Source organism: Amycolatopsis decaplanina DSM 44594 (assembly GCF_000342005.1).
In the GTDB taxonomy this organism is placed as follows: Bacteria; Actinomycetota; Actinomycetes; order Mycobacteriales; family Pseudonocardiaceae; genus Amycolatopsis; species Amycolatopsis decaplanina.
The window spans coordinates 214,638-238,382 of sequence record NZ_AOHO01000075.1; the positions used below are offsets into that span (position 1 = coordinate 214,638).

24 protein-coding genes and 1 pseudogene are annotated in these 23,745 nt (G+C 68.2%); 12 read left to right on the forward strand and 13 right to left on the reverse strand.

The genetic code is table 11. From position 1 onward, the window contains the following. Window positions 1-41: 41 nt before the first annotated feature. Window positions 42-1,436, forward strand: a complete 1,395-nt coding sequence (locus tag H074_RS33480) for an amino acid permease (protein WP_039923945.1) — start codon at window positions 42-44, stop codon at window positions 1,434-1,436. A gap of 300 nt (window positions 1,437-1,736) precedes the next feature. Beyond that, on the forward strand, window positions 1,737-3,830 hold the full coding sequence (locus tag H074_RS33485) for an AfsR/SARP family transcriptional regulator (RefSeq protein ID WP_007034529.1): 2,094 nt from the start codon (window positions 1,737-1,739) through the stop codon (window positions 3,828-3,830). Here the strand turns inward: H074_RS33485 and H074_RS33490 are convergent. Beyond that, complete coding sequence (locus tag H074_RS33490) at window positions 3,827-5,416, reverse strand: PucR family transcriptional regulator (RefSeq protein ID WP_007034530.1); 1,590 nt, start codon at window positions 5,414-5,416, stop codon at window positions 3,827-3,829. The genes H074_RS33485 and H074_RS33490 overlap by 4 nt on opposite strands. Before the next feature lie 87 nt (window positions 5,417-5,503). Between H074_RS33490 and H074_RS40845 the strand changes: the two genes are divergently transcribed. Continuing rightward, window positions 5,504-5,659, forward strand: coding sequence for a hypothetical protein (locus H074_RS40845; RefSeq protein WP_161630718.1), 156 nt, complete (start codon window positions 5,504-5,506; stop codon window positions 5,657-5,659). Window positions 5,660-5,947: 288 nt separating this feature from the next. On the opposite strand, the gene H074_RS40475 is transcribed toward H074_RS40845, so the two are convergent. Beyond that, window positions 5,948-6,319 (reverse strand): hypothetical protein, encoded by a 372-nt coding sequence (locus H074_RS40475; protein WP_152521541.1) that lies wholly within the window; start codon window positions 6,317-6,319, stop codon window positions 5,948-5,950. Window positions 6,320-6,878: 559 nt separating this feature from the next. On the opposite strand from H074_RS40475, the pseudogene H074_RS42195 reads away from it, so the two are divergent. Together H074_RS42195 and H074_RS33505 are read left to right on the forward strand one after the other, a co-directional pair. Then, window positions 6,879-7,253 (forward strand): annotated as a pseudogene (locus H074_RS42195) (FAD-dependent monooxygenase). 355 nt (window positions 7,254-7,608) lie between these two features. Next, entirely contained in the window at window positions 7,609-8,367 is a 759-nt protein-coding gene (locus H074_RS33505; RefSeq protein WP_007034532.1) for an SGNH/GDSL hydrolase family protein, read from the forward strand. Here H074_RS33505 and H074_RS33510 read toward each other — a convergent pair. From H074_RS33510 to H074_RS33525, 4 genes are read right to left on the reverse strand one after another with little or no spacing between them, the layout of a single operon-like run. Next, a complete protein-coding gene (locus tag H074_RS33510; protein WP_007034533.1) occupies window positions 8,358-8,930 on the reverse strand; it encodes a TetR/AcrR family transcriptional regulator in 573 nt (190 codons plus the stop codon). The two genes, H074_RS33505 and H074_RS33510, sit on opposite strands and share 10 nt — an antisense overlap. A gap of 50 nt (window positions 8,931-8,980) precedes the next feature. Next, window positions 8,981-9,469, reverse strand: coding sequence for an SRPBCC family protein (locus H074_RS33515; RefSeq protein ID WP_268744783.1), 489 nt, complete (start codon window positions 9,467-9,469; stop codon window positions 8,981-8,983). After that, window positions 9,415-9,732 (reverse strand): metalloregulator ArsR/SmtB family transcription factor, encoded by a 318-nt coding sequence (locus H074_RS33520; RefSeq protein WP_007034535.1) that lies wholly within the window; start codon window positions 9,730-9,732, stop codon window positions 9,415-9,417. Before H074_RS33520 ends, H074_RS33515 begins: the two co-directional genes overlap by 55 nt. Beyond that, window positions 9,732-10,118: a VOC family protein gene (locus H074_RS33525; protein WP_007034536.1), complete on the reverse strand. Its 387-nt coding sequence runs from the start codon at window positions 10,116-10,118 to the stop codon at window positions 9,732-9,734. The genes H074_RS33520 and H074_RS33525 overlap by 1 nt, the downstream gene beginning before the upstream one ends. 139 nt (window positions 10,119-10,257) lie before the next feature. Between H074_RS33525 and H074_RS33530 the strand changes: the two genes are divergently transcribed. The 3 genes from H074_RS33530 to H074_RS33540 are packed head-to-tail and all read left to right on the forward strand — an operon-like array spanning window position 10,258 to window position 12,658. After that, window positions 10,258-10,842 (forward strand): NADPH-dependent FMN reductase, encoded by a 585-nt coding sequence (locus H074_RS33530; RefSeq protein ID WP_007034537.1) that lies wholly within the window; start codon window positions 10,258-10,260, stop codon window positions 10,840-10,842. Then, window positions 10,839-12,287: a DHA2 family efflux MFS transporter permease subunit gene (locus tag H074_RS33535; protein ID WP_007034538.1), complete on the forward strand. Its 1,449-nt coding sequence runs from the start codon at window positions 10,839-10,841 to the stop codon at window positions 12,285-12,287. Before H074_RS33530 ends, H074_RS33535 begins: the two co-directional genes overlap by 4 nt. Further along, window positions 12,284-12,658 (forward strand): MerR family transcriptional regulator, encoded by a 375-nt coding sequence (locus H074_RS33540; protein ID WP_007034539.1) that lies wholly within the window; start codon window positions 12,284-12,286, stop codon window positions 12,656-12,658. The genes H074_RS33535 and H074_RS33540 overlap by 4 nt, the downstream gene beginning before the upstream one ends. Window positions 12,659-12,826: 168 nt before the next feature. Here the strand turns inward: H074_RS33540 and H074_RS33545 are convergent, their stop codons facing one another. From H074_RS33545 to H074_RS33570, 6 genes are all read right to left on the reverse strand, one after another. After that, entirely contained in the window at window positions 12,827-14,173 is a 1,347-nt protein-coding gene (locus H074_RS33545) for an SPFH domain-containing protein (protein WP_007034540.1), read from the reverse strand. Window positions 14,174-14,231: 58 nt separating this feature from the next. Then, window positions 14,232-14,663: an NfeD family protein gene (locus tag H074_RS33550; RefSeq protein ID WP_007034541.1), complete on the reverse strand. Its 432-nt coding sequence runs from the start codon at window positions 14,661-14,663 to the stop codon at window positions 14,232-14,234. A 95-nt stretch (window positions 14,664-14,758) separates the two neighbouring features. Then, complete coding sequence (locus tag H074_RS33555) at window positions 14,759-15,574, reverse strand: DUF3097 domain-containing protein (RefSeq protein WP_007034542.1); 816 nt, start codon at window positions 15,572-15,574, stop codon at window positions 14,759-14,761. 97 nt (window positions 15,575-15,671) lie between these two features. After that, window positions 15,672-16,565: an aminoglycoside phosphotransferase family protein gene (locus H074_RS33560; protein ID WP_007034543.1), complete on the reverse strand. Its 894-nt coding sequence runs from the start codon at window positions 16,563-16,565 to the stop codon at window positions 15,672-15,674. Then, window positions 16,550-17,332 carry an SCO1664 family protein gene (locus tag H074_RS33565; protein WP_007034544.1) on the reverse strand — a complete coding sequence of 261 codons (783 nt, stop codon included), beginning with the start codon at window positions 17,330-17,332 and terminating at the stop codon, window positions 16,550-16,552. Before H074_RS33565 ends, H074_RS33560 begins: the two co-directional genes overlap by 16 nt. Window positions 17,333-17,336: 4 nt before the next feature. Further along, window positions 17,337-17,912, reverse strand: a complete 576-nt coding sequence (locus tag H074_RS33570; RefSeq protein ID WP_007034545.1) for a DUF3090 domain-containing protein — start codon at window positions 17,910-17,912, stop codon at window positions 17,337-17,339. A gap of 181 nt (window positions 17,913-18,093) precedes the next feature. Here H074_RS33570 and H074_RS33575 point away from each other — a divergent pair, with 181 nt between their 5' ends. Genes H074_RS33575 through H074_RS33590 form a run of 4 tightly spaced genes read left to right on the forward strand, consistent with a single transcriptional unit; the run spans window position 18,094 to window position 22,036 of the window. Next, on the forward strand, window positions 18,094-20,034 hold the full coding sequence (locus tag H074_RS33575) for a prolyl oligopeptidase family serine peptidase (RefSeq protein WP_007034546.1): 1,941 nt from the start codon (window positions 18,094-18,096) through the stop codon (window positions 20,032-20,034). Further along, a complete protein-coding gene (locus tag H074_RS33580) occupies window positions 20,031-20,918 on the forward strand; it encodes a S66 peptidase family protein (protein WP_007034547.1) in 888 nt (295 codons plus the stop codon). Before H074_RS33575 ends, H074_RS33580 begins: the two co-directional genes overlap by 4 nt. A gap of 48 nt (window positions 20,919-20,966) precedes the next feature. Then, on the forward strand, window positions 20,967-21,605 hold the full coding sequence (locus tag H074_RS33585; protein ID WP_007034548.1) for a class I SAM-dependent methyltransferase: 639 nt from the start codon (window positions 20,967-20,969) through the stop codon (window positions 21,603-21,605). A 14-nt stretch (window positions 21,606-21,619) separates the two neighbouring features. Next, window positions 21,620-22,036, forward strand: a complete 417-nt coding sequence (locus tag H074_RS33590) for a TIGR03668 family PPOX class F420-dependent oxidoreductase (protein ID WP_007034549.1) — start codon at window positions 21,620-21,622, stop codon at window positions 22,034-22,036. A gap of 145 nt (window positions 22,037-22,181) precedes the next feature. On the opposite strand, the gene mptB is transcribed toward H074_RS33590, so the two are convergent. After that, the gene (mptB, locus tag H074_RS33595) at window positions 22,182-23,741 is read right to left on the reverse strand and encodes a polyprenol phosphomannose-dependent alpha 1,6 mannosyltransferase MptB (protein ID WP_007034550.1); all 1,560 of its coding nucleotides are present in this window, start codon (window positions 23,739-23,741) and stop codon (window positions 22,182-22,184) included. Window positions 23,742-23,745 lie beyond the last annotated feature (4 nt).

A 23,745-nucleotide genomic window follows, 5' to 3' on the forward strand; every position in this document is an offset into this window, starting at 1 on the left:
CATCCGCGCTTCCCGAGCCATCGAACCCTCAGGACTAAAACATGAGTTCTCCTTTGGATCGCGACCATGTTCGTGACTACACCAAAGCACTGAGCGGCCGCCAGGTGCAGATGATCGCCATCGGCGGCGCGATCGGAGTCGGGCTTTTCCTCGGCGCCGGCGGAAAACTCCAGCAGGCGGGTCCTTCACTGCTCCTCTCGTACGCGCTGTGCGGGATCGCGGGTTACTTCGTCATGCGCGCACTTGGCGAACTCGTGCTGTACCAACCCAGCTCGGGCAGTTTCGTCACCTACGCGCGCGAGTTCATCGGCCCGTGGGCCGGTTTCGCCTCCGGTTGGCTGTACTGGCTCTACTGGGCGACGACCGGGATAGCGGAGATCACGGCGGTCGCGATCTACGTGCACAAATGGCTGCCCGACATCCCGCAGTGGGTCACGGCGCTGGCCGCGCTCGGTGTGCTGCTGGCGGTGAACCTGCTGAGCGTCAAGCTGTTCGGCGAGCTGGAGTTCTGGTTCTCGCTGGTGAAGGTCCTCGCCATCGTCGTGTTCCTCGTCGTCGGCCTCGGCCTCGTGCTCACGAGCGCGCAGATCGGGGAAACAACGGCCGGGGCGCACAACCTGTTCGCCCACGAGGGTTTCTTCCCCTCGGGATTCGGTATCACCCTGATGACCTTGCAGGCGGTCATCTTCGCCTACGCCGGGATCGAGCTCGTGGGCATCACCGCCGGGGAGACCCAGGACCCCGGCAAGGTCGTTCCCAAGGCGGTCAACAGTGTCGTGTGGCGGATCGCCGTGTTCTACGTCGGTTCGGTACTGTTGCTGGCGATGCTCGTGCCGTGGCCGTTCTACAGCTCGGGTGAAAGCCCGTTCGTCACGGTCTTCATTCGGCTCGGCATTCCGGCCGTCGGTGACGTCATGAACGCGATCGTGCTCACCGCCGCGCTGTCCTCTTGCAACTCCGGTCTCTACTCCACCGGGCGAATCCTGCGCGCGCTCTCCGACAAGGGTGAAGCACCCGAATTCGCCGGCCGGATGAACAAGCACCACGTTCCCTACGGCGGGATCCTCTTCACCTGCTCCGTCTACGTCTTGGGTGTCGTGCTCAACTACCTGGTGCCGAAGCAGGCATTCGACATCACGACCGCGATCGCCTCGTTCGGCGTGGTGTCCACCTGGGCCACGCTCATCATCTGCCAGATGCGGCTGCGGCAAGCCGCACTTCGCGGAGAAGTGGAACGTCCGCGATTCAGGATGCCGGGAGCGCCCTACACCGGCTGGGCCACCCTGGGCTTCCTCCTGCTGGTGATCGTGCTGATGGGCTTCTCGGAAGGAGCGGAAAAGATCGCCTTCTACTCGATGCCCGCCATCGTCATCGTGCTCGTGATCGGCTGGCGCGTGGTCAATCGTCGCCGCGATCGGATCTCGGTACCCAGCTGACGAACAGGCCTCCAGGAGAAAACCTGGGATCGGATCCGCGGAAGATTCCGCCCAGGTTTTTTCCCAGCCTCCTCGGGCACACTTCGGCTCACGTGCGGTCACCCCCCTCCGCACGACGAAAACGGCACGCGAGACATTCCGGACACCCAGTGTCGCCGCTCCGGATGTCTCGCGTGTCTTCGTTTCCGGGTACCAAACTCCCCTGCCCGATTCGGCTCCCGCCACAACGCCGGCGCTCACGCCGGACCTGAAGAATATGAAGTCGAAGCGACAAGCGCTCGACGACAGGGATGAGCACGAATGAAATTCCGCCTGCTGGGAGCGATCGAGGCCTGGAAGGACGACTCAGCGCTGCCACTGGGCGGCGCGAAGCCGAGGACCGTGCTGGCCGCGTTACTCCTCTCCGGCGGGCAACCGCTTTCGGTGTCCCGGATCATCGACACGCTTTGGCCGGAAGAACCACCGAAGACGGCGCAAGCGCTGGTGCATTCCTACGTCGCGACCTTGCGAAAGGTTCTCAGATGTGGCGAACACCGGGAAGTTCTCCAGACGAGATCCCGGGGATATGTCATCGAACCGGAGACGATCTGGCTCGATCTGACCGAGTTCGAGCGGCTCGTCGCACTGGGACGGGCGGCCAATGCCGAGGAACGACACGAGCAAGGAGCGCGGCTGCTTCGGAAATCCCTGGAGCTTTGGCGTGGCGCTCCGCTGGACAACACTTGCCCGGGCTTCGCCGAGCCGGAACGGGTGCGGCTCAACGAGTTGCGGCTGGCGGTCCTGGCCGAACGGTTCGAAGCGGAACTGGCGATCGGAGCGGAAGCGTCGGCCGTCGGTGAGCTCGCGAAGCTGGCGGCGGAGCATCCACTGCAGGACCGCTTCACCAGTCTGCTGATGACCGCGCACTACCGGCTCGGACGCCAGGTCGAAGCTCTGGAGGTCTATCAGGGCCATCGCCGGCAACTTCTCGGGCTCCACGGCCTGGAACCCGCCGCACGGCTGCGAGAGCTGCACAGGGCGATTCTGCGCTCCAGCGAGGAACTGCTCACACCGAAACGCGTCAAGTGCGGGTCACGGCCGTCGCCCGCTCAGCTACCCCCGGACATCCCGCACTTCACCGGTCGCGACCCCGAACTCGCGCGTGTCATCAACGCGGTGGCACGCCCCGGCCTCGCGAGGCCTTCGCTCGTGATGCTGACCGGGCAACGTTGTATCGGCAAGACCGCGTTGGCCGTGCACGCCTGTCACCGGGTCGCGGAAGCGTTCCCGGACGGCCAGGTCTACCTCGATCTCAGCGGAGTGTCGGCGGAAGAAGCGATCAGGCGCGTGCTACGTGCATTCGACGTCAGCACCTTCGCGGCATCGCACTCGGCCGACGAAGCCGCCGCGCACTACCGTTCGTTTCTTCGTGACCGCCAGGTGCTGCTGCTCGTGGACAACGCCTCCGACATGAGTCAGGTCAGGGCGCTGCTACCGGCGGCCCCGGGCTGCGCCATGGTTGTCACCACCAGCGAACACCTGCACGGCCTGCCGGACACGACAGTCCACCTTGGGCCTTTGCTCCCCCAGGATTCTTTGGCGCTGTTGACCAAGCTGATCGGCACACGGGACGGCACCGGTCCCGGCGTGCTCGAAGAGCTGGCGGCATTGTGCGACCACCACCCGCTCGCCTTGCAGGCGGCGGCGTCCCGGTTGTCGAGCAGGCCACAATGGACGGTCACGCGCCTGGTCGCCAGGCTGCGCGACCCCGGCCGCCGCCTCGCGGAGCTGTCGGCCGGTGACCCGCGGGTGCGGGCCGAGCCGGTGGCTGCTTACCGGGCGCTCGGCGAGTGCGACGGGCGGATGCTCGCCGCACTCGCGATCGCGGACGCTCCGTCCTATGTGCCGTGGATGGCGGCGGAACTGGGTGAGATCTCCGAGGCAGAAGCGGAGGATGTCCTCGATCGGCTGGCGGACGCGTATCTGCTCGAGCGTGACGGCTTCGTGTACCGGATGGCAAGCCTGGTCCGGCTGGCGGTCGCGGCCGAAGCTTGGTCCGACAGCCGCGAAGACATGTTCCGGCAGGCCGTGGCACGGCTCTGTGGCCGGTACGCGGCGACCATCCGGCAGGCGGTGGCGGCGTTCGGCACCGGCGAAGTCGCGATGGGTGACCCCGCCGCGTGGTTCCGTGATCATCGTGCTCGCATCGAGGCGCTGACCAGCACGGCGATCCGGCTCGAGCTCCTCGCCAAGACGGATGATCCGGCCGCTCCGCTCATGACCTCATTTCGCACGGCGCCGCGTTCGGCCGCGCACTGGCAGGCCGACAGCGGCTGCCGGTGCCTTCAGCACACGCGGGCAGGCAGCGGCTCCGAGCCCGGCACCTCGCCTCTGGCGACCCCTTCGCTTCGCTAGGACGTGTGCCGCCACAACCGCAGTTGCAGCATCGCGGCGAACCGGGCCTCGGGATCACCGATGTCAAGTCCGCTGATCTCCGCGAGCCTGCGCAACCGGTACCGGAAAGTATTGGGATGCACGAAGATCTCGTTGGCCGCCGCGGGGATGTCGCCGAACGCGTCGAGCCAGGCGTCGAGCGTTTCCACGAGGTGGGTGTTGTGCGTGCTGTCGTAGGCACGCAGCCGCGCCACCGGCCCTGCCGGAGTGTCGCCGTGCTCCGCGATCAGCTCGGCCATCTCCAGCAGCAGAATCTCGTTGAGCACATCGCAGGTACGGGCGACCGTACGGCCGCTGCGCCCTTCGCGGAGCGCACGCAATGCGCGGTCGGCACCCGCACGTGACCGGGACAAGGACGTACTGCCGAGTGTGCTGGGGCCGACGCCGACGAGCACGCTCAACCGGTCACCAAGCCGGTTGCGGAAGTCCGCCGCGATCCGCACCGCGCGGTCCTCCGCCGCCTCGTCATCGCCGGGAACGGGCAGGACGGCATAGATGACATCGCCGACCAAGGCCGTGGCGGCTCGGGGATGCACCGCCCCCAAATGCAGCGCGAGCGCGTCCACGACCTGCTGCCGTTCCGCGATGTACTGCGCTTCGTCGCCGGGGACGGCAGCGAGCGCGAAGGCGAGCACCACGCAGGAGTGCGCTGCCAGCCCTAACCTGCGCGCCGCCTCGGCCGCTCCGGAACCACCCTCCAACGCGGTACCGACCAGCCCTGCCCGCAGACGGCGTTCGACGTCGCTCCCGGTCCGCAGCCACATCATGTGCAGTGCCACGAGTTTCGCCGCGTCACGGAGCGCCGCGCATTGTTCCCCGGAAAGCGGCGCCTGCACGGCAGCCCAGATCGACCCGAGCACCTCATCCCCCGCCCGGACCACCATCGCGGCCCGTGGCGTGGAAAGCACCGACTCGTCGACCGGCAAGGCCTCGATGTACACGGGCTGCCTGCTGCGATAAACCTCATGGAGGATGCCGCCCTCCTCGAGACTTCTCGCGAGCCGTGCCGGTACCTTCCTGCCGAGGATGGTCGCGATTCGCGAGGGGTCGGTCTCCTCCTGCCCTCCGGAGAAGGCCAGGACGCGGCAACCTCGGTCCTCGATGGTGACCGGGGCGCCGACCAGCGCGGAAACCGCGTTGGCGAGGGCGAAGAGATCACCCGAAGGCAGTCCGCCAAGGGTTTCCCGCTCGATCTCACCTCGATCGCCGTCGTCGACGAGCGAACGGATCATCGCGGCCAACTGGTCCCACGACGCTCCCGGCGCCAGTCCGAGCAGCGCGACACCGGAACGCCGTGATGCTTCCTTGATCACCGAGTCCGCCCGCACCGGAGCCCGCACGATAAGCGCCGACGCGCCGTGTTCACCCAACTGGGAGAGCAGGCCGGCGATCTGGGCCCGATCGTGCACGCCGACGCCCAGCACGAGGGCACAGTGGGGAAGCGCCAGTTCGTCACGCGGGTCGTAGATGACGACGCCCCCGATCTCGGGGGAGCCTGCCGGGTCACCGCAGACGAGTTCGACCAGTGTGCTGCCCAAGTCCTCCATGATTCGACCGAGACCTGCCGACGGCCGGGTGGGATCCAAGCTCACCTCCCGGGTACGCGTCCGGTATCCGGTTCTTTCCTCGCGACGATGATCAACGAACTCAACCGCACCGGCTCGAGGAATTCAACGATCACCGCCGGCAGCTTCATGCCGATTCCCCGATCCGCCACGCACCAAGCTGCAGTTCCGTTCACAAACCGCACCATGACCGGGGAAAATGCAGGGCCGGCAGAGGATGCCTGATCAAGCGGAGGCACCGGACAGTTCCGCCCAGGTGATGTATCCGAAAGGACATCCTGGATGGTGCAGCGGGCGCGGTCCGGATCTCGGCGACCCGACCGCCGGGCTCACCTGCGTCGGGTTCGCGAGAGACGTCGAGCGGAACGACGGTGGAATTCCTTGATTCGTAGCGACACGTCAAATCCTCTGGTTGAGTGGTACCGCGACTTCGATTCCACCTATCGGGAGAACAACCTCCACCATCATGAGCAACCACCAGCAGAACCACCGGAAGAATTCCTCCGGCCATTCCTAGACATGCCTCCAGATGTCCACCCAGGTACCACACTCGTTGTTCACGCAAGCGCCGACCGTGACGACCTTGTCGAACGTCCACCAGGAATAAGTGGTGCTGAGATTGAGCAACTTGCTGTCGAAATACCCCAGCACCTTGGTGTTGGCCTTGGCGCTCGTGATCGTCCAATGGGCCGCGTACTTCCCGGTGTCACGATAAGGACTGATTCTCATGCACAGCACGGCGACTTGACCCGATTGCCTCGGCCCCGACAAACTGTAATGTCGACAGTCATCCGCGGGCGCAGCCGCGGCCGTCACGGTCCCGGTGATCAAAAGTGCCGAAGTCAGACCAACCACGGCAAGCAAACCAGCGAACCGTTTTTTCATGCTGCCACCACCATCTTTCCGACAGTCTTCAGGAATACGGAACCCGTCGGTCAGGCTAGCGATCGGATATGTCGACGACCAGGCAGAAGTACACGCAAGACCTTCCCGTCGCCATCACCCAGCGGCGCACCCACACACACGGCACCCGACATCCCGGTAGTTTCCGGGGCGCGCTCAGCATCGGCGATCGCAGGCTGATCGAGGCGGAGCCCGGTCCGCGTCCGGGCTCCAGCGGCAAGGGCGTGCAACCGCGCACTTTGGAGATCTTCGAGGATCTCGGCATCGCCGAACGTGTGATCGCGGATGGCCGGATGGCCATTCCGATGAACTCAACAGGTGCCGACGGCCAGGTGACGCGCGGTGGCGCGATTGTTGCGCGGAGCCTCGGCTCAGCCTCGCCGACCTCCAGACCACCCTCGAGTAGAGAGCGGGCCGGACCGACATCCGCATCCACTAACCCGAGTGGACCTCGGTGTGGCGCGCCAACGTCCGTTAACCCGAGTGGACCTCGGTGTGGCGCGCCAACGTCCGTCTGGTCGAGCGCTACCGCGTCAAGGACGTGTTCCTGGCCGGTGATGCGGCACACGTCCACTAGCCGGTCGGCGGCCAGGGCATGAACACCGGAATCCAAGACGCCCACGATCTCGCATGGAAATTCGCCGCCGTCGTGAACGACGGCGCTCCGCTCGCCCTGCTCGACTCCTACGAGGCCGAGCGTCGCCCCGTCGGCGCTCACGTCCTCGCGCTCTCGAACACGCGCCTGGCCGAGACCACCCAGACCGAAGCGGCCCCGGTCGAGCGGGACGCGAGCACGATCCAGCTCGACGTGGGATACGGCGGCTCTGCCCTGGCGCGCGACGACCGAGTGGCCGTCCGCGCGGGAGACCGCGCCTCCGCACGAAGCCACGCAAAGTGCGCAAATCGGGCATTCTGATCGGAGTTCATGTCTCTTCTGAATAGTCAAGAATGCGCCAGATCGCTCTGGCGAGCCCGCTCCCGTCGCCAACCCCACCACGCCAGCGAGGAGGCCCGTCAACGCCAGGTTTCAGGGCAGCGAGGCCGCAGTGAGCTCGCCCGTGGCGCCAAGATGCTGCCTATCAGCCCGGCGAGGAGCTCTGCTCGGCTGGTCCAACCCGATACAGATGACATGAGCAGAGGAGCGCCGACCTCGCGCCCACCTCCATACGACGTGCGGCCTGAATGGCAGGGGCCGCCAAGCAGAGTTCACCCGCTGGGTAGCATCCGGGTATGCCATCACCATTCGAGGGACGTATCCCGCGGGTTGTCGAATGACCAACCGCTTAGTCTGTCTCGGGGATTCCTTCACCGAGGGTGTCGGCGACGAGGACCCGTCGTCCCCCAACGGCGTCCGCGGCTGGGCTGACCGCGTCGCGGGCAGCCTCGCGGCCAACCACCCGGACTTCCGCTACGCCAACCTCGCGATCCGCGGCAAACTCCTCGGACAGGTCCTCGCGGAGCAACTGGATCCGGCGCTCGCGCTGAACCCGGATCTCGTGACGCTGTACGCCGGCGGCAACGACCTGATGCGGCCGAAGGTCGACATCGACGCACTCATCGAGGACTACGACGTCGCGGTCGGCAAAGTCGTCGCCACGGGTGCGCGGGTCATCCTCTTCACCGGTGTCGACGGGGTCGAAGACGCCTTGTTCCGCAAGATCCGGGGCCGCGTCGCGATCTACAACGAGCATGTCCGTGGCATCGCCGCGCGGCACGGGGCGCTGCTGGTGGACATGTGGGCCATGCGCCGGCTGCGGGACAGGCGACTGTGGGCGCCGGACCGCCTGCACCTGAACTCCTCGGGACACAACGAGATCGCCATCGCCGTCCTTGACGCGCTGGGCGAACCGCACAAGCTGACGCCCGCCGTGCTCGGACCGCGACCGCCGCTGAGCCCGCAGGCGCGGCGGACCGAGAATCTCCAGTGGGGCAAGGAGCACGCTGTCCCGTGGATCAAGCGCAGGCTGCGTGGCGAATCCTCGGGCGACGCGCTCACGCCGAAGCGGCCGACGATGGCCCCCTACGCCTGACGCGGCCGAAGCCCGTCGAAGAGGATGCAGATCGTCCGGGCCCGAAACTCGGGCCCGGCATGCTCCGCCGCCTTCGCCGTTCCGATGATCACCGCGATCAGTTCGTCGACGCCGAGATCGTCGCGGACGTCACCGGTGCCCTGCGCCCGGCTGAGCAGCACGCCGAGAGCGTCCTTCAAGCGGACGCCGATGACGGACCCGGCCGACGGCACAGTGACCCCGGCCGCCGACAGGGCTTCGAAATAGGCGTTCTTGGCACCGGCCATCTCGATCCAGCCGGTCAGGAAGCCGAAGAACGCGGCGCCCGGGTCGGGCGAGTCGGCGGCCACCGTGGCCTCCGCTTCGTCGACGAAGCGGTGAAGGCGCGCGAAGAGTACCGCTTCCAGCAGCGCTTCTTTCGTCGGAAAGTGCCGGAACACGGTGCCGACCCCGACACCTGCTTCACGGGCGACTTCTTCGGTCGGCGCACTGGTGCCTTTGGCCGTGAAGACGCGCTCCGCGGCCTCCAACACCCGTGTGCGGTTACGGCGGGCATCGGCTCGGAGCGGTTTCTCGTCCGTCACAGCGGGGATCCTAGACCCGCTGTCGAGGGCCGGTCCGGCGGCTGGGTCCTCTAGTCCGGCATCTCGTCCAATACGCGCGCCAGTGCCTTCGGAACCCCGGTACGCCAGCCGCCGCCCATGATCCGGCGTGACATCCGCTGGAATTCGTCTTCCGGGTCGAAGCCCTCGTGGCTGAGGAACAGCCGGGTCCCGCGGCCCTCCGGCTCGAGCCGCCAGGTGACCGTCCACTCTGGACCCCAGCTGATGCTGAGCAACCGCTCCGGCTCCACGGCCAGCACCTCGCAGGCGACCGGGCCGCCCGCGAAGCCGGCGGCGGGAACAGGGTCCGCGAGTAGTTCGAACCGTTGCCCCACAACGGGTTTGATGTCGTTCGGCATGCGCAGCCAGCGTTCCAGCAACTGCGGTTCGGTCAGCGCTCGCCACACCTTGCGCGGCGGATGCGCCAGGAACTGGTCGACGTGAACCGCCGTCGGATCCTCGTCGTTCAGAAGTCCTCCTCGTCCAGCAGTTCGCGCAGGTTGCCCAGCTTGCCGCGCCAATATCGCTCGTACGGCGAAAGCCAGTCGGAGACCTCCTGCAGCGGAGCGGCCTCCAGAGAGTAGACGCGATTGCGGCCCTGTCTCTCTTCCCGGACGAGCCCAGCCTCACGGAGCACCCGAAGGTGTTCCGACAGACTTGGCCGCCGCATGTCGAACCGTTCGGCGATCTCACCCGCCGCCCGCGGGCCATCGAGAAGGATGCCCAGCACCTCACGGCGGGCCGGGTTGGCGAGCGCGGCGAAGACGTCGTCGTTGACCGGCACTAGCGCGGCCAGTTCCCGTAGCCCGAAGGTTCGAGTAGCCCCATCGCGTTGCCGTCGGGATCCTTCAGGGACGTCACCCGACCCCACGGCAACTCCTCCGCGTCCTCGATTTCGATGCCCTGGGCGCGAAGCTCCGCGATGTCGGCATCGACGTCGGTGGTGCTCAACTGGAAGTGCACGCGCGTATCGGAATCCAGCCCGCCGACGGCGCGGTCGACCAGGACGATCCCGGTCTCCGCCCCCTTGGGGCCGACCATGACGAACGGACCGTGCGGGCCGCTGACTTCGACGAGCAGGTCGAAACCGAGCTTGCCGACGTAGAAGTCCCGCGCCTTGGCCTGATCGGACACCTGCACGGTGAGGAACTGGATGCGGTCGATGTTCATGCCCGCAACCTACGTAGGAGATTTCCTACATGTCAACCCGGCATCCCGTACAACCTAGATCTATATTGAGGTCCAGGGTTCGTGACCAGAGCCGCAATGGCTTGAGTTCGCCTATGGACGAACTTTTAGCGTCGTCGGCATGAGCACGGAAACCACCACACAGTCCCCCATCCGCCTCGCCGTGATCATCGGCAGCGTCCGGCACGAACGCTTCGCCGACGCCATCACGGGCTGGCTGCTGACCGAACTCGCCGCGATCGACAGCCTGGAGGTCGACCCGATCGACCTCGCCGACATCGATCTGCCGTTGCGGGGAACACGCCCCGGCGGCACCGAGACGGTGATCAGCGGGAGGCTGCACGCGGCCGACGCCTACCTCGTCGTCACCCCCGAGTACAACCACAGTTTCCCGGCGGCGCTGAAGAACGCGATCGACTGGCACTTCACCGAGTGGGCGTACAAGCCCGTCGCGTTCGTCGGCTACGGCGCGGGATCAGGCGGCATCCGCGCGGTCGAGCAACTGCGGCTGATCTTCCCCGAACTGAGGGCCACCACCATCCGCGACGCGGTGCTGCTGAGCGCTCCGTGGACCCGTCTCGGCCCGAACGGGTACGAGGGCACCGAAGGCGAGCGCGGCGCGCTGGCCGCGACGATGACCGAGTTGGGCTGGTGGGCCCGCACCCTGCGCGCCGGACGCGTCGCGGAGCGGGTGAGTGCGGCATGAACCGCCTGACCGGACGAGAACTGCGCATCGCGGCGGTGATCGCACTCGGCGGCTTGATGGCCGTTCTCGACACCACGATCGTCGCCGTCGCCCTGCCGCGGTTCATGACGACCTTCTCCGCGTCGCTCACCACGATCCAGTGGATCGCGACCGCCTACGCGCTCGGCATGGTCGCCGCGATGCCGCTCGCGGCGACCTTCGCGCAACGATGGGGAGCGCGCCGGGTGTACCTGGCCGCGCTGCTCGTGTTCGCGGCGGCGTCCGCTGCCGCCGGAGCCGCCGGGGATCTGGGCTGGCTGATCGCCGCCCGCGCGGCGCAGGGCCTCGCCGGCGGCCTGATCAACCCCTTGGGGATGACCATCGGTTTCGGCGCGGTGGCCCCGGAACGCCGGAGCCGGATGACCACGATCACCGGTCTTCCCTTGCTGATCGGGCCGATCCTCGGCCCGCTGCTCGGCGGAATCCTGCTGGACGTCCTGTCATGGCGGGCACTGTTGTTCATCACCGTTCCGCCCGCCCTGCTCGCCGTCGTGGGCGTGCTGTGCTGGGTGCCCGCCGACACCCCGTCGGCGGAACGCACCCCGATCGATGTCGCCGGCGGTCTGCTTCTCGTCCCCGGCGTCGTCGCGGTGGCGTACGGATTCAGCGAAGAGACGATCGGCGTGGACGTCCGGATGGCGATCGTCGCCGCCGGACTGGCACTCATAGCCGTGTTCACGCGTCGTTCGTGGCGTCATCCCGCACCACTGCTGAACGTCCGGCTCATGCGTGACCGGACGTTCGGGCGCAACGCCGCCGTCCTCGTGCTGTACGCCGCGCCGTACTTCGGCTCGATGTTGCTGATGCCGGCCTATATCCAGGTGATCCGCGGCGACTCGGCGCTGATCAGCGCGGTGATGATGGTGCCGGGCACGATCGGGATGGGCATCAGCATCCAGCTCGCCGCCCGCCTCCTGGAACGCTTCGGCCCGCGGATCGTCGTCGGGACCGGGCTGAGCCTGGCGATCGCCTCGACCGCTCTGACCGTGCTCGTCCTCACGCCGGATACTCCGTACACAACGCTGGCGATATTGGGAGTACTCCAGGGGGCGGGTACCGGAGCGATCATGATGCCCACCATCGTGAGCGCGGGCCGCGACCTGCACGGGCCGGACCTCGCATCCGGTTCCGCGATCCTCCCCTTGGCCAGCACCATCGCGAGCGCGGTCGGCACCGCGGCGGTGAGCGCGGTGTTCACCGGTTTGATAGCGGCAGCCACCGCGGGGCGGGGTCTGGCCGCGCTGAACGATCCGTCGGCGGGTTCGGCGCTCACCGGGGAGATCGTCGACGCGTATCGTCTGACTCTCATCGGTGTCCTCGCCCTCATGGTGCTCGCCCTGGTGGTCAGGCTGGGGACCCGGCCCGCCCCGGCAACGAAACCGACCACGGTACGGAGCACGGCATGACGACGTCGACACGAACCCCGCTCGATGCCCGGCTGACCGTCAGCGAGGTCGCGAGAAAGGCCAGGGTCTCGGCCAACGCCGTCCGGTACTACGAGCGCTACGGTGTCATCACCGCCGAGCGCACCGCGGGCAACGCACGCCGGTTCACGGTCGACGCCATCTGCCGCATCCGGCTCGCGGTCGCCGCCCAACGGGTCGGACTCAGCCTCGCCGAAAGCGCGGAGATCCTGGCCGAGATCCCGCCGATGTCCCCCGATCTCGAGCAGTGGGCGCGCGCCGGGCAACGGCTCGTCGACGCCGGGCAGGCCCGCATCGCCGAGCTCGCCTCCGTGGTCGACGAGTACCGGACGCTCGATTTCCTCAGGAGCTGAACGGTCCTTCCGCCGTTTCCGACCTTGATCAACGGAGGATCCGGGACACTCAACGTCCCCGATCCTCCGTTGATCGAGGTCGTGCCACTCACGACCAGCTGGCCGGAACCCCGTAAAGACACAAGAGAGGGTCGTCCCGCACGGGACGACCCTCTCTCATGTCCATGTTCAGCGCTGCGGCGGCGGACCACCCTGCGGACCGCCGAACGGCCCCTGCTGCGGGAACGGGCCACTGCCCGGCCCCTGCGACGGCGGTCCCTGGTGCGGGCCGCCTTGCGGACCGGCGGGCGGCTGCGGCAGCCGGGAGGGCGGCGGAACCTGCTGCCGCGGGGGCTCCGGGGCCGCCTCCGGCTCAGGAGCCGGCGCGGCCTTGGGAACCTGACGCGGAGCGGGCGGCTCCTGCCGCGGCGTGGCGACACCCAGCGCCGGAACTTCCTTGCGCGCCACGGCTTCCGCGGCCGCGACGGCCTCGGCGACCTTCGGGTCGCTTGAAGTGTCGAACCAGCCCTGGACCTCTTCGTCCTCCAGATCCGGCTTCTCGACAAGGTCTTCCTTCGGCGGCTCGTAGCGGAACACGCCGTCGTCGCCAGGGGCGCCGAGCGCGCGGGCGAAGCCCTCCAGGGCCTTGCCGTAGTCGCTCGGGATCATCCAGACCTTGTTCGCGTCGCCCTGCGCCATCTGCGGCAGGGTCTGCAGGTACTGGTACGCCAAGACCTCGGGCGTGGGACGTCCGGCCTTGATCGCCGCGAAGACCTTCTCGATGGCCTTCGCCTGACCCTGCGCCTGCAGGTACCGAGCGGCACGCTCACCCTGTGCTCGCAGGATCCGCGACTGCCGCTCCGCCTCCGCGCTCAGGATCGCCGCCTGCTTGGCACCTTCGGCCGCGAGGATCTGGCTCTGCTTCTGACCTTCCGCGGTCTTGATCGCCGATTCACGCTGACCTTCGGCGGTCAGGATCATCGCGCGCTTCTCACGGTCGGCGCGCATCTGCTTCTCCATCGAGTCCTGGATGGAGGGCGGCGGGTCGATCGCCTTCAGCTCGACCCGGGCGACGCGGATGCCCCAGCGGCCGGTGGCCTCGTCGAGCACGCCACGCAGCTGGCTGTTGATCGAGTCGCGCGAGGTCAGCGTCTGCTCGAGGCTCATGCCACCGACGACGTTACGCAGGGTCGTGGTGGTCAGCTGCTCGACACCGACGATGTAGTTCGAGATCTCGTAGACCGCGGCCCGCGAGTCGGTGACCTGGAAGTACACGACCGTGTCGATGGACACCGTCAGGTTGTCCTCGGTGATCACGGGCTGGGGCGGGAACGAGACGACCTGCTCGCGGAGGTCGATCCGCGCCCGCACCTTGTCCAGGAAGGGCACCAGAAACGTCAGGCCGGGAGAAGCCACCGTCCGGAACCGGCCCAGCCGTTCGATCACGGCTGACTGCGCCTGCGGCACCACCATGATCGCCTTGACCACCACGACGACCACGAACAACGCGAGCAGTCCGACGACGATGAACACCACTGTCTCTGACAACTACCTTCCCCTTACGTAGAAACCTGTTGCGGTGCGGCCATCCGGCTCACACGTCGGCCGAGACGACCGCCGTGGCGCCCGAGATCTCGACGACCGTCACCGATGTCCCCGGGGCGATCGGTTCCCCTTCGGTCATGCTCCGTGCCGACCAGACGTCACCGGCCAGCTTCACCTGGCCCGCATCGCCGTCCACTGTGGACACTACTACCGCTCGCGCGCCGATCAGCGCGTCGGTGTTGGTCTTGATGTCCGGTCCCGCGAGGAACCGGCGTTTGAGGGTCGGGCGGACGAGGACGAGCATCCCGACCGAGGCGACGGCGAACACCGCGACGTCGATGAACGGGTTTCCGGTCAAGGCGGCCGAGCCCGCCCCGAACAGGGCTCCGACACCGACCATGAGCAGGAACAGATCACCCGAGAGCAGCTCGGCGATGATCAAGAGAATGCCGGCGATCAGCCAGATGAGAGCGCCTGTCATGCGCTCATGCTCCCAGATCGCGCCGATTCATACCGAAGAAGCGAAACCGACGTGACCGATGCGTGACCTTGCGTGACCCCACGCAAACCGGGCATTCAGGGCTCCTCGCCTGGATCGGAGACGAAGTCGATGAGTCGTTCCACCGCTCCGATCAGCGGCGTTTCCAGATCCCGGTAGCTGCTGACCGCCGCCAGGATCCGCTGCCAGCCCTCCCACGGCTCACCCCAGCCGAGCGCGTCGCAGACGCCCTGTTTCCACTCCGTGCCGCGCGGGATCGCCGGCCAGGCACGGATGCCGACGACCGACGGCTTCACGGCCTCCCAGATGTCGATGTACGGATGTCCCGTGATCAGCACGTTCTCGTCGCGGACCGCGTCGACGATCCGGGACTCCTTGCTGCCCGCGACCAGATGGTCGACCAGTACACCGAGGCGACGACCGGGTCCGGTGCCGAATTCGCCGATGCGGTCGGACAGCACATCCACCCCATCGAGTGGTTCCACCACCACGCCTTCGACCCGCAGATCGTGTCCCCAGACCCGTTCGACGAGTTCGGCGTCGTGCTTGCCCTCCACCCAGATGCGCGAATCGCGGGCGACCCGGGCCTTGAGCCCCTGGACCTGGACCGACCCGGACGCGGAGATCCGCCGGGCGGGGGTCTTCGGGGCCGCCTTCGCCGGTACCAGCGTGACCGGTTTGCCCTCGAGCAGGAAACCCGCCGGGTTCAGCGGGAACACGCGGTGCTTACCGTGCCGGTCTTCGAGGACGACATTTCCGTACTCGATCTTCACGACGGCACCGCAATAGCCGCTGGCCGGGTCTTCGACCACGAGCCCCGGTTCCGCGGGCACCTCGGGGATCTTCCGCTTGCGCGGGCCGGACAACACGTCGTCGTACGAATGGGAGCGCACGGCGGTCGACGCTATCGGTGCCCGAGGTCAGCGTCTCCCCGCCACGCCGGTCAGGCGGCCATCCGCCGCCCTGCCGACGTCGATCGCGGACTCAGGTTCACCAACAGAATGACAGCATCGCTTCGACGAACGGGCTCCGCTCATCCCGCTCGAGCGGGCGCATCACGAACAGCGGCGAAAGCGCGACACACCACGCGCGGACCCGCTCGGCGTCGAATCCCGGCAGATGCGGCGCGATCGCGTCGAAGCCGTCTTCGAGCGTTCCACCGTCGCGCATCGGCAACGTCACCCAGTCGGCCAGATCGAAGGACCGGTCGCCGACGCTCGGCCGCGGATCGATCGCGACCGCTCCCCTGCCGGGCCCGCCGTCGAGGACGTTGCCCGGATGCAGGTCGCCGTGCACGATCGCGTTCCCCGTCCCACCGGCCGCGAGAGTCAGCGCACGTAGGCGTGCGCGATCGAGGGTCTCCAGCGACAGCGTCGCTTCGGCCACCGAACCACGTAGTCCGCGCTCGGCGAGCCGGTACATGAAGACGACACGATCTTCCAGCGTCGAAAAACCCGGCGGCGGGGTCACCGCGTGGATCTGGGTCAACAGGTCGCCGACCTCGGCCCACGGGACGTTCGCCCCCGCCTCCAGCAGCTGCGTGCCGGGATCTATGCCCTCCAGCAGGATCGCCCCGTCGGCGAGTTCGCTGTCGAGCACCTGGACAACCCGCGAGCAGCCGTTCCACGCCCGCAGCGCGGCGGCCTCGGACTCGGCGATCGTCCGATCCGGGGTCAGCTTGAGGACCTTCTTGGTGCCGTCGTCTCCGACGCAGATCAGAGTCCGGCCGCTGTTGCCCGGTTTCGCGTCGACGACGGTGAGACCCCACTGCCGCGCCAACCGCGCCACGAGGGCGGGCAGTTCGCCGCACCAGGTCGTGACGTCTTCGCCGAATCGCTTGATCAGGCGCGCACGCGCCTGATCGTCCATCAGAACAGCGGCCACGGGATGGCGCGCCAGTCGTCACCCGGCTCCGGGAAGACACCCTCCGCCAGCAACAGGTCGGTACGTTCGGCCAACGCGCGGATCTCGAAACCGGTGAGGTGCTCGCTGAGCGCGTCGCCGAGTTCCCCGTCCAGCAGCTCACGCAGGCCGCGTAGCTTGCCGACCTCGACTTCGGTCAGCCGCTCGCCGATCCAGCCCCAGAGCACCGTCCGCAGCTTCGGGTCGGTGTGCAGGCAGATCCCGTGGTCCACGCCGTAGACGCGACCGTCGGCGCCGGCGAGCACATGGCCGCCTTTGCGGTCGGTGTTGTTGACCACGATGTCCAGTACGGCCAGTTCCCGTATGCCCTGCCGATCCGCGTGCGCGAGCACCGCCGGCTCACCGTCGCGATCGTGCGCGTGCAGCACGACGCGCCAGTCGTCCGGCAGGCTCTCCGGGGACCGGACGTCGACCAGTTCCTCATCGGTGGTCTCGATCCACAGCTGCACCATGCCGGGCCCGAACGGCCCGTCGCGCAGCACCGTGGGCGGGATCGCGCCGAGCCCGGACGCGTCGGCGATCATCGCCGTCGCGACCTCGCGGCCGGCGAGCGTCCCGTCCGGGAAGTCCCACAGCGGCTGTTCGCCGGAAACCGGCTTGTAGACGACGTTGCCGGTGACGCCGTCGAGTTCGATCGTGCAGAAGAGCGTGACGTTGGAGGCGTCGACGAGCCTGCCTTCGACGTCGATCTTGCCGCGCGTCACCAGCTCCCGCGAAGTCTCCGCCACCTGGTCAGTCCTCGAGGACGTCGACGTCGCGCCGGTACCCGTTCTGGCGCGGGCAGATGTGGCCCGCCGGGTCGAGCGGCTCCGCGCACAGCGGGCACGGCTTGCGACCCGCGTTGACCACCCGGTCCGCTCGTTCCGCGAACGCGCGCGCGGCGCCAGGGCTCAGGAAGACGCGCACGGCGTCCGGCCCCTCTTCCGTGTCGTCCAGAACGACCGTTTCATCCACCTCGCCTTCCGTCATCGCGAGCAGTTCGATGACGACGGCGCCGCTGTCGGCGTCCCAGCCGAGCCCCATCGTGCCGACGCGGAACTCCTCCTCGACCGGAACGGTCAGGGGGTCGACGTCGAGGAGCTCGGCGGGCGCGTCGTCCGGTACGTCCGCGCCGAACCGGCTGGCGACCTCTTCCAGCAGCGAGCTGAGCCTTTCGGCCAAGACCACGACCTGCTGTTTTTCGATCGTCACACTGATCGTGCGGACGTCCTCGGACGCCTGGAGGTAGAACGTGCGGTCGCCGGGCTCACCGACGGTTCCTGCGACGAACCGGTCGGGCTGGCGGAAGACGTGGATTACGCGAGACATGGCACCTTTGACCCTAGGCCACGGCCCCATGATCGGCATCCGCCGCCCCACTGGTTCGAGGTATTTTCTCCCGGCGAGAGCCCATCAGCGCAGCCGCCGAGGGCGAACCGCTCGACAAAACCGGCCGCGCGAGCTGTGCCCCGGGCCGTCGCGGGCAAAGGGGCGCTCCTAGTCTTCGACTGTGGTTGAGATCGCCCCTTACGGCACCTGGACGTCTCCCCTGTCGGCCGCCGACGTCGCGGCCTCGGGAGTCAGCGCGCAATGGCTCGGAACCGCGGGAAACGAGGTCTGGTGGGCCGAAGCGAGAACCGGTGAAGGCGGCCGCGTGACCCTCGTGCGGTCCCGCGCCGACGGCACGGTCGAGGACGTCCTCCCCGCCCCATGGAACGTCCGGAACCGGGTCCACGAGTACGGCGGACGCCCCTGGCTCGTCCTCGGCGACGTCCTCGTCTTCACCCACTGGGCGGATCAGCGCGTCTACCGCCGCGACCTGACCACCGGCGAGACGGCACCGCTGACCCCGGAACCGGCGACCCGGCACCAGATCCGCTACAGCGATCTCCGGCCCGGCCGGGCCGGAGAAGTGTGGCTCGTACGCGAGCGCAGCACCGGCCCGCGGCGCGTCGACATCGCCCGTGACCTCATCGCGGTCCCCCTCGACGGCGGCCGGGAACGGGTTCTCACGGCCAGCCATCACTTCCTCACCGCGCCGCAGCTCTCGCCCGACGGCACGCGCGCGGCGTGGCTCGGCTGGAACCACCCCGCGATGCCTTGGGACGGCACGGAACTGTGCGTCGCCGAGCTCCGCGAGGACGGGACGTTCGGACCTCATCGAGTGCTCGCCGGCGCGGCCGACATCTCCGTCTGCCAGGTCGAATGGGAGTCGGCGGACAGCCTGCTCGCCCTGCTCGACCCGGACGGCTGGTGGAATCTGCACCGCGTCGGACTCGACGGCGACATCACGAACCTGGCCCCGGCCGAACAGGAGATCGGCGGTGCGCAGTGGAAACTCGGCGCGCGCTGGTTCACCCCGCTCGGGGACGGCCGGTTCGCCGTCCTCGCGTCGGGCAGGCTCGCCGTCCTCGACGAGGCGACGCGGGAAGTGACCCCGGTGGCGGCCGCCGCCGACCTGACCGCATGGTCCATCAACGGTTTCGCCGTGCACCAAGGCCACATCGTCGGCGTCGCGGCGGGCCCGAAGCGCGAAGGCGCCGTCGTGAAGGTCGATCTCGAAGCCGGGACGGTGACCGAACTCGCGTCCGCGCCCGAGCCTCCGTCGCCCGCCTACCTGTCGACGCCCGTGGAGCGGATCTTCAAGACCGACGACGGCGACCAGATCCCGGCTTTCGTCTACCTGCCCGCGAACGCCGACTTCGCCGCGCCGGACGGCGAACGGCCTCCGCTGTTCGTGTACCCGCACGGCGGGCCGACCGGCCGGGACAGCGCGGTGCTCGATTACGAGATCGCCTACTTCACCAGCCGCGGGATCGCAGTCGTCACGGTCAACTACGGTGGCTCGACCGGCTACGGACGCGCCTACCGCGAGCGGCTGCGGGAACAGTGGGGCGTCGTCGACGTCGCCGACTGCGTCACCGTCGCAGAAGCCCTCGCCGCCGAAGGCACCGTCGACGGCGACCGGCTGGCGATCCGCGGCGGCAGCGCCGGCGGGTACACCTCCGCCGCGTCGCTGACCACCACGACGACCTATCGCGCGGGCACCGTGATGTACCCGATCCTCGACCTCACCCAGTGGACCGGTGACGGCGGCGAGACGCACGACTTCGAGTCCCGCTACCTCGACGGGTTGATCGGGCCGTTGCCGGAGGCCGAGCAGCGCTACCGGGACCGGTCGCCGATCAACAACGCGGGCACCCTCGCCGGCCCCTTGCTGTTCCTGCAGGGTCTGGAGGACGAGATCTGCCCGCCGGAGCAGGCGGACCGGTTCGTGGCCGGGCTGGCGGGGCGCGGCATCGAGCACGCCTACCTGAGGTTCGAGGGCGAGCAGCACGGTTTCCGGAAAGCGGAGACGATCGTGGCCGCGCTCGAAGCGGAGTTGTCGTTCTACGGTCAGGTCTTCGGCTTCGAGACGCCCGGCGTGCCGAAGCTCCGGCTGAGCCGGTGAGGCCACCGAAGACGCGACCGGGCGACACGATCGCCTTGGTCGCCCCGGCGGGGCCGGTCCCGCCGAACCTCGTCGAGGAGGCGCTGCCGGTGCTCCGCGGCTGGGGCGTCGAAGTCCACGTCGGCGAATGCGTCCGCGCGGCGCCCACCGGTTATCTGTCGGCCTCCGACGAGGCGCGGGCAGCCGAGTTCACCCGCGCCTGGCTGGACCCCGGAGTGACCTGCGTCCTCGCCGCCCGCGGCGGCTACGGCTCGCAGCGGATGCTCGACCTGGTCGACTGGGCGGCGCTGAGGGCCGCCGGACCCAAGATGTTCGCCGGGTCGAGCGACGTCACCGCGCTGCACCGGGCGGTGAACGTCCACTTGGGACTGGAGACGCTGTTCGCTCCCCTGCCCGCGACCACCCTGTTCGACGCGGTGGCCGCGGAACACCTGCGACTGTCGTTGTTCGAACCGGAAAGTGTGCGGTTGATCGCCTCGCCGACGTCGTCCCCGCTGGTGTCCGGCACCGCGACCGGCACGCTCGCCGGCGGCAACCTCGCCCTGCTGGCGTCGAGTCTCGGCGCGCCGGAACAGGGTTCGGCACATCAGGCGATCGTGCTGCTGGAAGACGTCACCGAAAGCCTCTACCGGATCGACCGGATGCTGACCCAGTTGCTGCGTTCCGGCTGGCTCGACGGAGTTCGGGGCTTCGTGCTGGGTTCGTGGAAGTCCTGCGGCGATCCCGAGTCGATCCGCGCCCTGATGCTCGACCGGCTCGGCCCGCTCGGCGTGCCGATCGCCTGGGACTTCGGCGTCGGGCACGTCCCGGCCTCGCCGACCATCCCACTCGGGGCACGGGCCACCCTCGACGCCGACGCGGGCACGCTCCTGGTTTTGCCATAACGGCAACGGAACTTGCGGAGCCGGCCGAACCGGAGGCATCTTGCGGTCATGGATTCCACACAGCGGTTCTGGGAAGACTTCTACCGGGACAAGGACCAGGTCTGGAGCGGGAAGGCGAACCCGATCCTGGTGAACGAGGTCGCCGCGCTCACGCCGGGGACGGCACTCGACCTCGGATGCGGCGAAGGCGGCGACGCCATCTGGCTCACGCAGCAGGGCTGGCGCGTCACCGCCGTCGACATCTCGGACGTCGCGCTCAAGCGCGCCGCCGAGCACGCGACGGAGGCCGGAGTCGAAGGCATCACCTGGGAGCGTCACGACTTGGCGAAGTCGTTCCCGGAGGGACGGTTCAACCTCGTTTCCGCGCAGTTCTTCCACTCCCCCGTCGCGGAGGACGGCGAGCGGGACAAGGCACTCCGCCGCGCCGCCGAGGCCGTCGCGCCTGGCGGCACCCTGGTGGTCGCCGGTCACGCGGGCTGGCCGACGTGGATGGACGAGCCGCCGCACAAGGACGTCCACTTCCCGACGACCGCCGAAGTCCTCGAAGCGCTGGCCTTGGCCGACGGCGAATGGACCGTGGAGCGGCAGGACCTGATCACGCACGACTTCCCGGGACCGGAGGGACAGCACGGAACGCGTTCGGACAACGTGCTCCGCGTGCGCCGTTCGGGCCAGGACGCGACCTAGGTACCGTCACGGGCATGCGGATGACGCCTGCCGAAGCCCGGTCGCGGTTCGAAGGCGAGCGGATCGCGAGACTGGCGACGGCGGGTTCGGACGGCGTCCCCCATCTCGTGCCGGTGACGTTCGTTGTCGAAGGCGATTCGGTGGCGTTCGCGATCGATCACAAGCCGAAGAGCACGACGGCGTTGCGACGGCTGAAGAACATCGCGGAGAACCCGGTGGTCAGCTTCCTGACCGACCGCTACTCCGATGACTGGAACGGGCTGTGGTGGGCTCGGGCGGACGGTGTCGCCCGGATGCTGACGGATCCCGACGAGCAGGTGCTGCCGGTGCGGCTGTTGCGGGAGAAGTATCCGCAGTACGAGGCACAGCCTGCTCCGCATGCCGTGGTGAGCACGCTCGTTCATTCTTGGAGTGGGTGGCGCGCTTCTTGAGCTTCTTTTGGCCTTGTTGCCGTTCACGGCAACAAGGCCATCGCCATGCCGTATAGGTCGTTATACACTTTGAATGACCTGGTCGGAGGTCCGTGAAGGCCCCCTTGAGGGACTCTGGGTCCCTCAAGGGGGCCTTCACGGAAAGCTAGCGTTCAGGAGCCTCAGCGGGCAGGAACTGCTCCACCGGCTTCCCCCGCCAGGCGGCGATGATCCCGAGCGGATCCGGCCGCAGCAGCGAAGCGGCCGCGTACACGCTCGCCGCGACGACGCCGGCCATGAACCACCAGTCGTATAGGGCCTGCTCCCCCGTCGGGTAGTAGACCAGCGTCACGAAAACCGAGACCGCGACGACGACCGCGAGGTTCCTGCGGCGCCATTCGAAAGCCGACAGGACCACGAAACCCCAGGTCAGGTACCAGGGCAGCGAGGGCGGTGGGACGATCGCGCCGGCCAGCAGGACGATCGCCATCCGGTGGATCGCCGGGTTCCCGCCGTCGCGGGCGAGCCACCACTGCCGGCCGGCGAAGACGAACAGCCCGACCATCGCGATCGCCCGGAAGACGGTGACGAACGGCGAGACCTCGACGTCGATCACCAGGTTCACCAGCGAGTAGAAGATCTCGCCGATCCCGGTCGGGAAGTTCATCCAGTTCGCGATCAGCGTGGGCGCCTTGAGACCGGTCAGCCAGCCGAGGTTGACCGAGCCGAGCGAGAGCCACGTACCCGCGACGAACACCGGCAGGAAGATCCCGACCGACGCGGCGCCCGCGCGGAAGAAGTTGGCCACCTTCCGCTCGCTGGGCAGGTGGTTCGCCCACACCCAGACCAGGAACGGCAGCGCCCACGCCGCGGTGGGCTTGATCAGCATGCCGATGGTGACCAGGACGATCGCGACGACGTGCTTGCGCTCCAGCGCGGCCAGCACGCCGATGGTGAGGAAGCCCAGCATCAGCAGGTCGTTGTGCGGACCGCCGACGAGGTGGATCACCGTCATGGGGCTGGCGATGGCGAGCCACAACGTGATCGGCAGCTTGCCGCCGAGGTGCTTGACCAGCCGCGGCAGCGACCACAGCATCCCGGCCAGGCCGATCATCAGGACCAGCCGGGTCGCGATGACACCGGCGATCATGTCGTTGCCGGTCACCGAGACGATCCCCTTGGCGACCAGCAGGAACAGCGGGCCGTACGGCGCGGGCGTGGTTTGCCACAGCGGATGGACGTTCTGCACGACGTCCGGCAGCACGACCAGCTCGGCCGGGCCGTTGGCGTACGGGTCGAGCCCGTTGAGCAGCTGCGCGCCCTGCGCGAGGTAGGAGAAGACGTCGCGGGTGAACAGTGGCGGCGAAACCAGCAGCGGCGCCATCCAGCAGGCGGCGGCGATGACGATCGGGCGGCTGCCGATCCGGCCGGCGAGCGCGTAGCGGCCCAGCCGCACCCACGCCCAGATGATCAGCGCGAAGCCCGTGTAGAGCATCGCGTTGGCGAGGATGCGGCCGTGGCCGTAGCGGATCCACGACAGCGGTCCGTGTCCCAGGATCGGGTCACGGATGAGGATGCCACCGGCGCCGAGCGCCGCCAGCATCAGCAGCGTGCTGCCTATGGTTCCCATCGCGATGGTGCGGTACGGGAACCGGGAAGGCACCCGGAGCCGCTCGCCGAGGGAACCGGCCGAGGGCGTCTGCGGGGGGTCTGTCGTGGTCGCCATTTCG

Bases quoted from the DNA above. Each gene is read 5' to 3' on its own strand.
- H074_RS33485 (WP_007034529.1), top strand. From the start codon at position 1,737: ATGAAATTCCGCCTGCTGGGAGCGATCGAGGCCTGGAAGGACGACTCA.
- H074_RS40845 (WP_161630718.1), top strand. From the start codon at position 5,504: ATGATCAACGAACTCAACCGCACCGGCTCGAGGAATTCAACGATCACC.
- H074_RS33540 (WP_007034539.1), top strand. From the start codon at position 12,284: ATGACGACGTCGACACGAACCCCGCTCGATGCCCGGCTGACCGTCAGC.
- H074_RS33585 (WP_007034548.1), top strand. From the start codon at position 20,967: ATGGATTCCACACAGCGGTTCTGGGAAGACTTCTACCGGGACAAGGAC.
- H074_RS33505 (WP_007034532.1), top strand. From the start codon at position 7,609: ATGACCAACCGCTTAGTCTGTCTCGGGGATTCCTTCACCGAGGGTGTC.
- H074_RS33490 (WP_007034530.1), bottom strand. From the start codon at position 5,416: ATGGAGGACTTGGGCAGCACACTGGTCGAACTCGTCTGCGGTGACCCG.
- H074_RS40475 (WP_152521541.1), bottom strand. From the start codon at position 6,319: ATGAAAAAACGGTTCGCTGGTTTGCTTGCCGTGGTTGGTCTGACTTCG.
- H074_RS33550 (WP_007034541.1), bottom strand. From the start codon at position 14,663: ATGACAGGCGCTCTCATCTGGCTGATCGCCGGCATTCTCTTGATCATC.
- H074_RS33480 (WP_039923945.1), top strand. From the start codon at position 42: ATGAGTTCTCCTTTGGATCGCGACCATGTTCGTGACTACACCAAAGCA.
- H074_RS33530 (WP_007034537.1), top strand. From the start codon at position 10,258: ATGAGCACGGAAACCACCACACAGTCCCCCATCCGCCTCGCCGTGATC.
- H074_RS33590 (WP_007034549.1), top strand. From the start codon at position 21,620: ATGCGGATGACGCCTGCCGAAGCCCGGTCGCGGTTCGAAGGCGAGCGG.
- mptB (WP_007034550.1), bottom strand. From the start codon at position 23,741: ATGGCGACCACGACAGACCCCCCGCAGACGCCCTCGGCCGGTTCCCTC.
- H074_RS33525 (WP_007034536.1), bottom strand. From the start codon at position 10,118: ATGAACATCGACCGCATCCAGTTCCTCACCGTGCAGGTGTCCGATCAG.
- H074_RS33570 (WP_007034545.1), bottom strand. From the start codon at position 17,912: ATGTCTCGCGTAATCCACGTCTTCCGCCAGCCCGACCGGTTCGTCGCA.
- H074_RS33535 (WP_007034538.1), top strand. From the start codon at position 10,839: ATGAACCGCCTGACCGGACGAGAACTGCGCATCGCGGCGGTGATCGCA.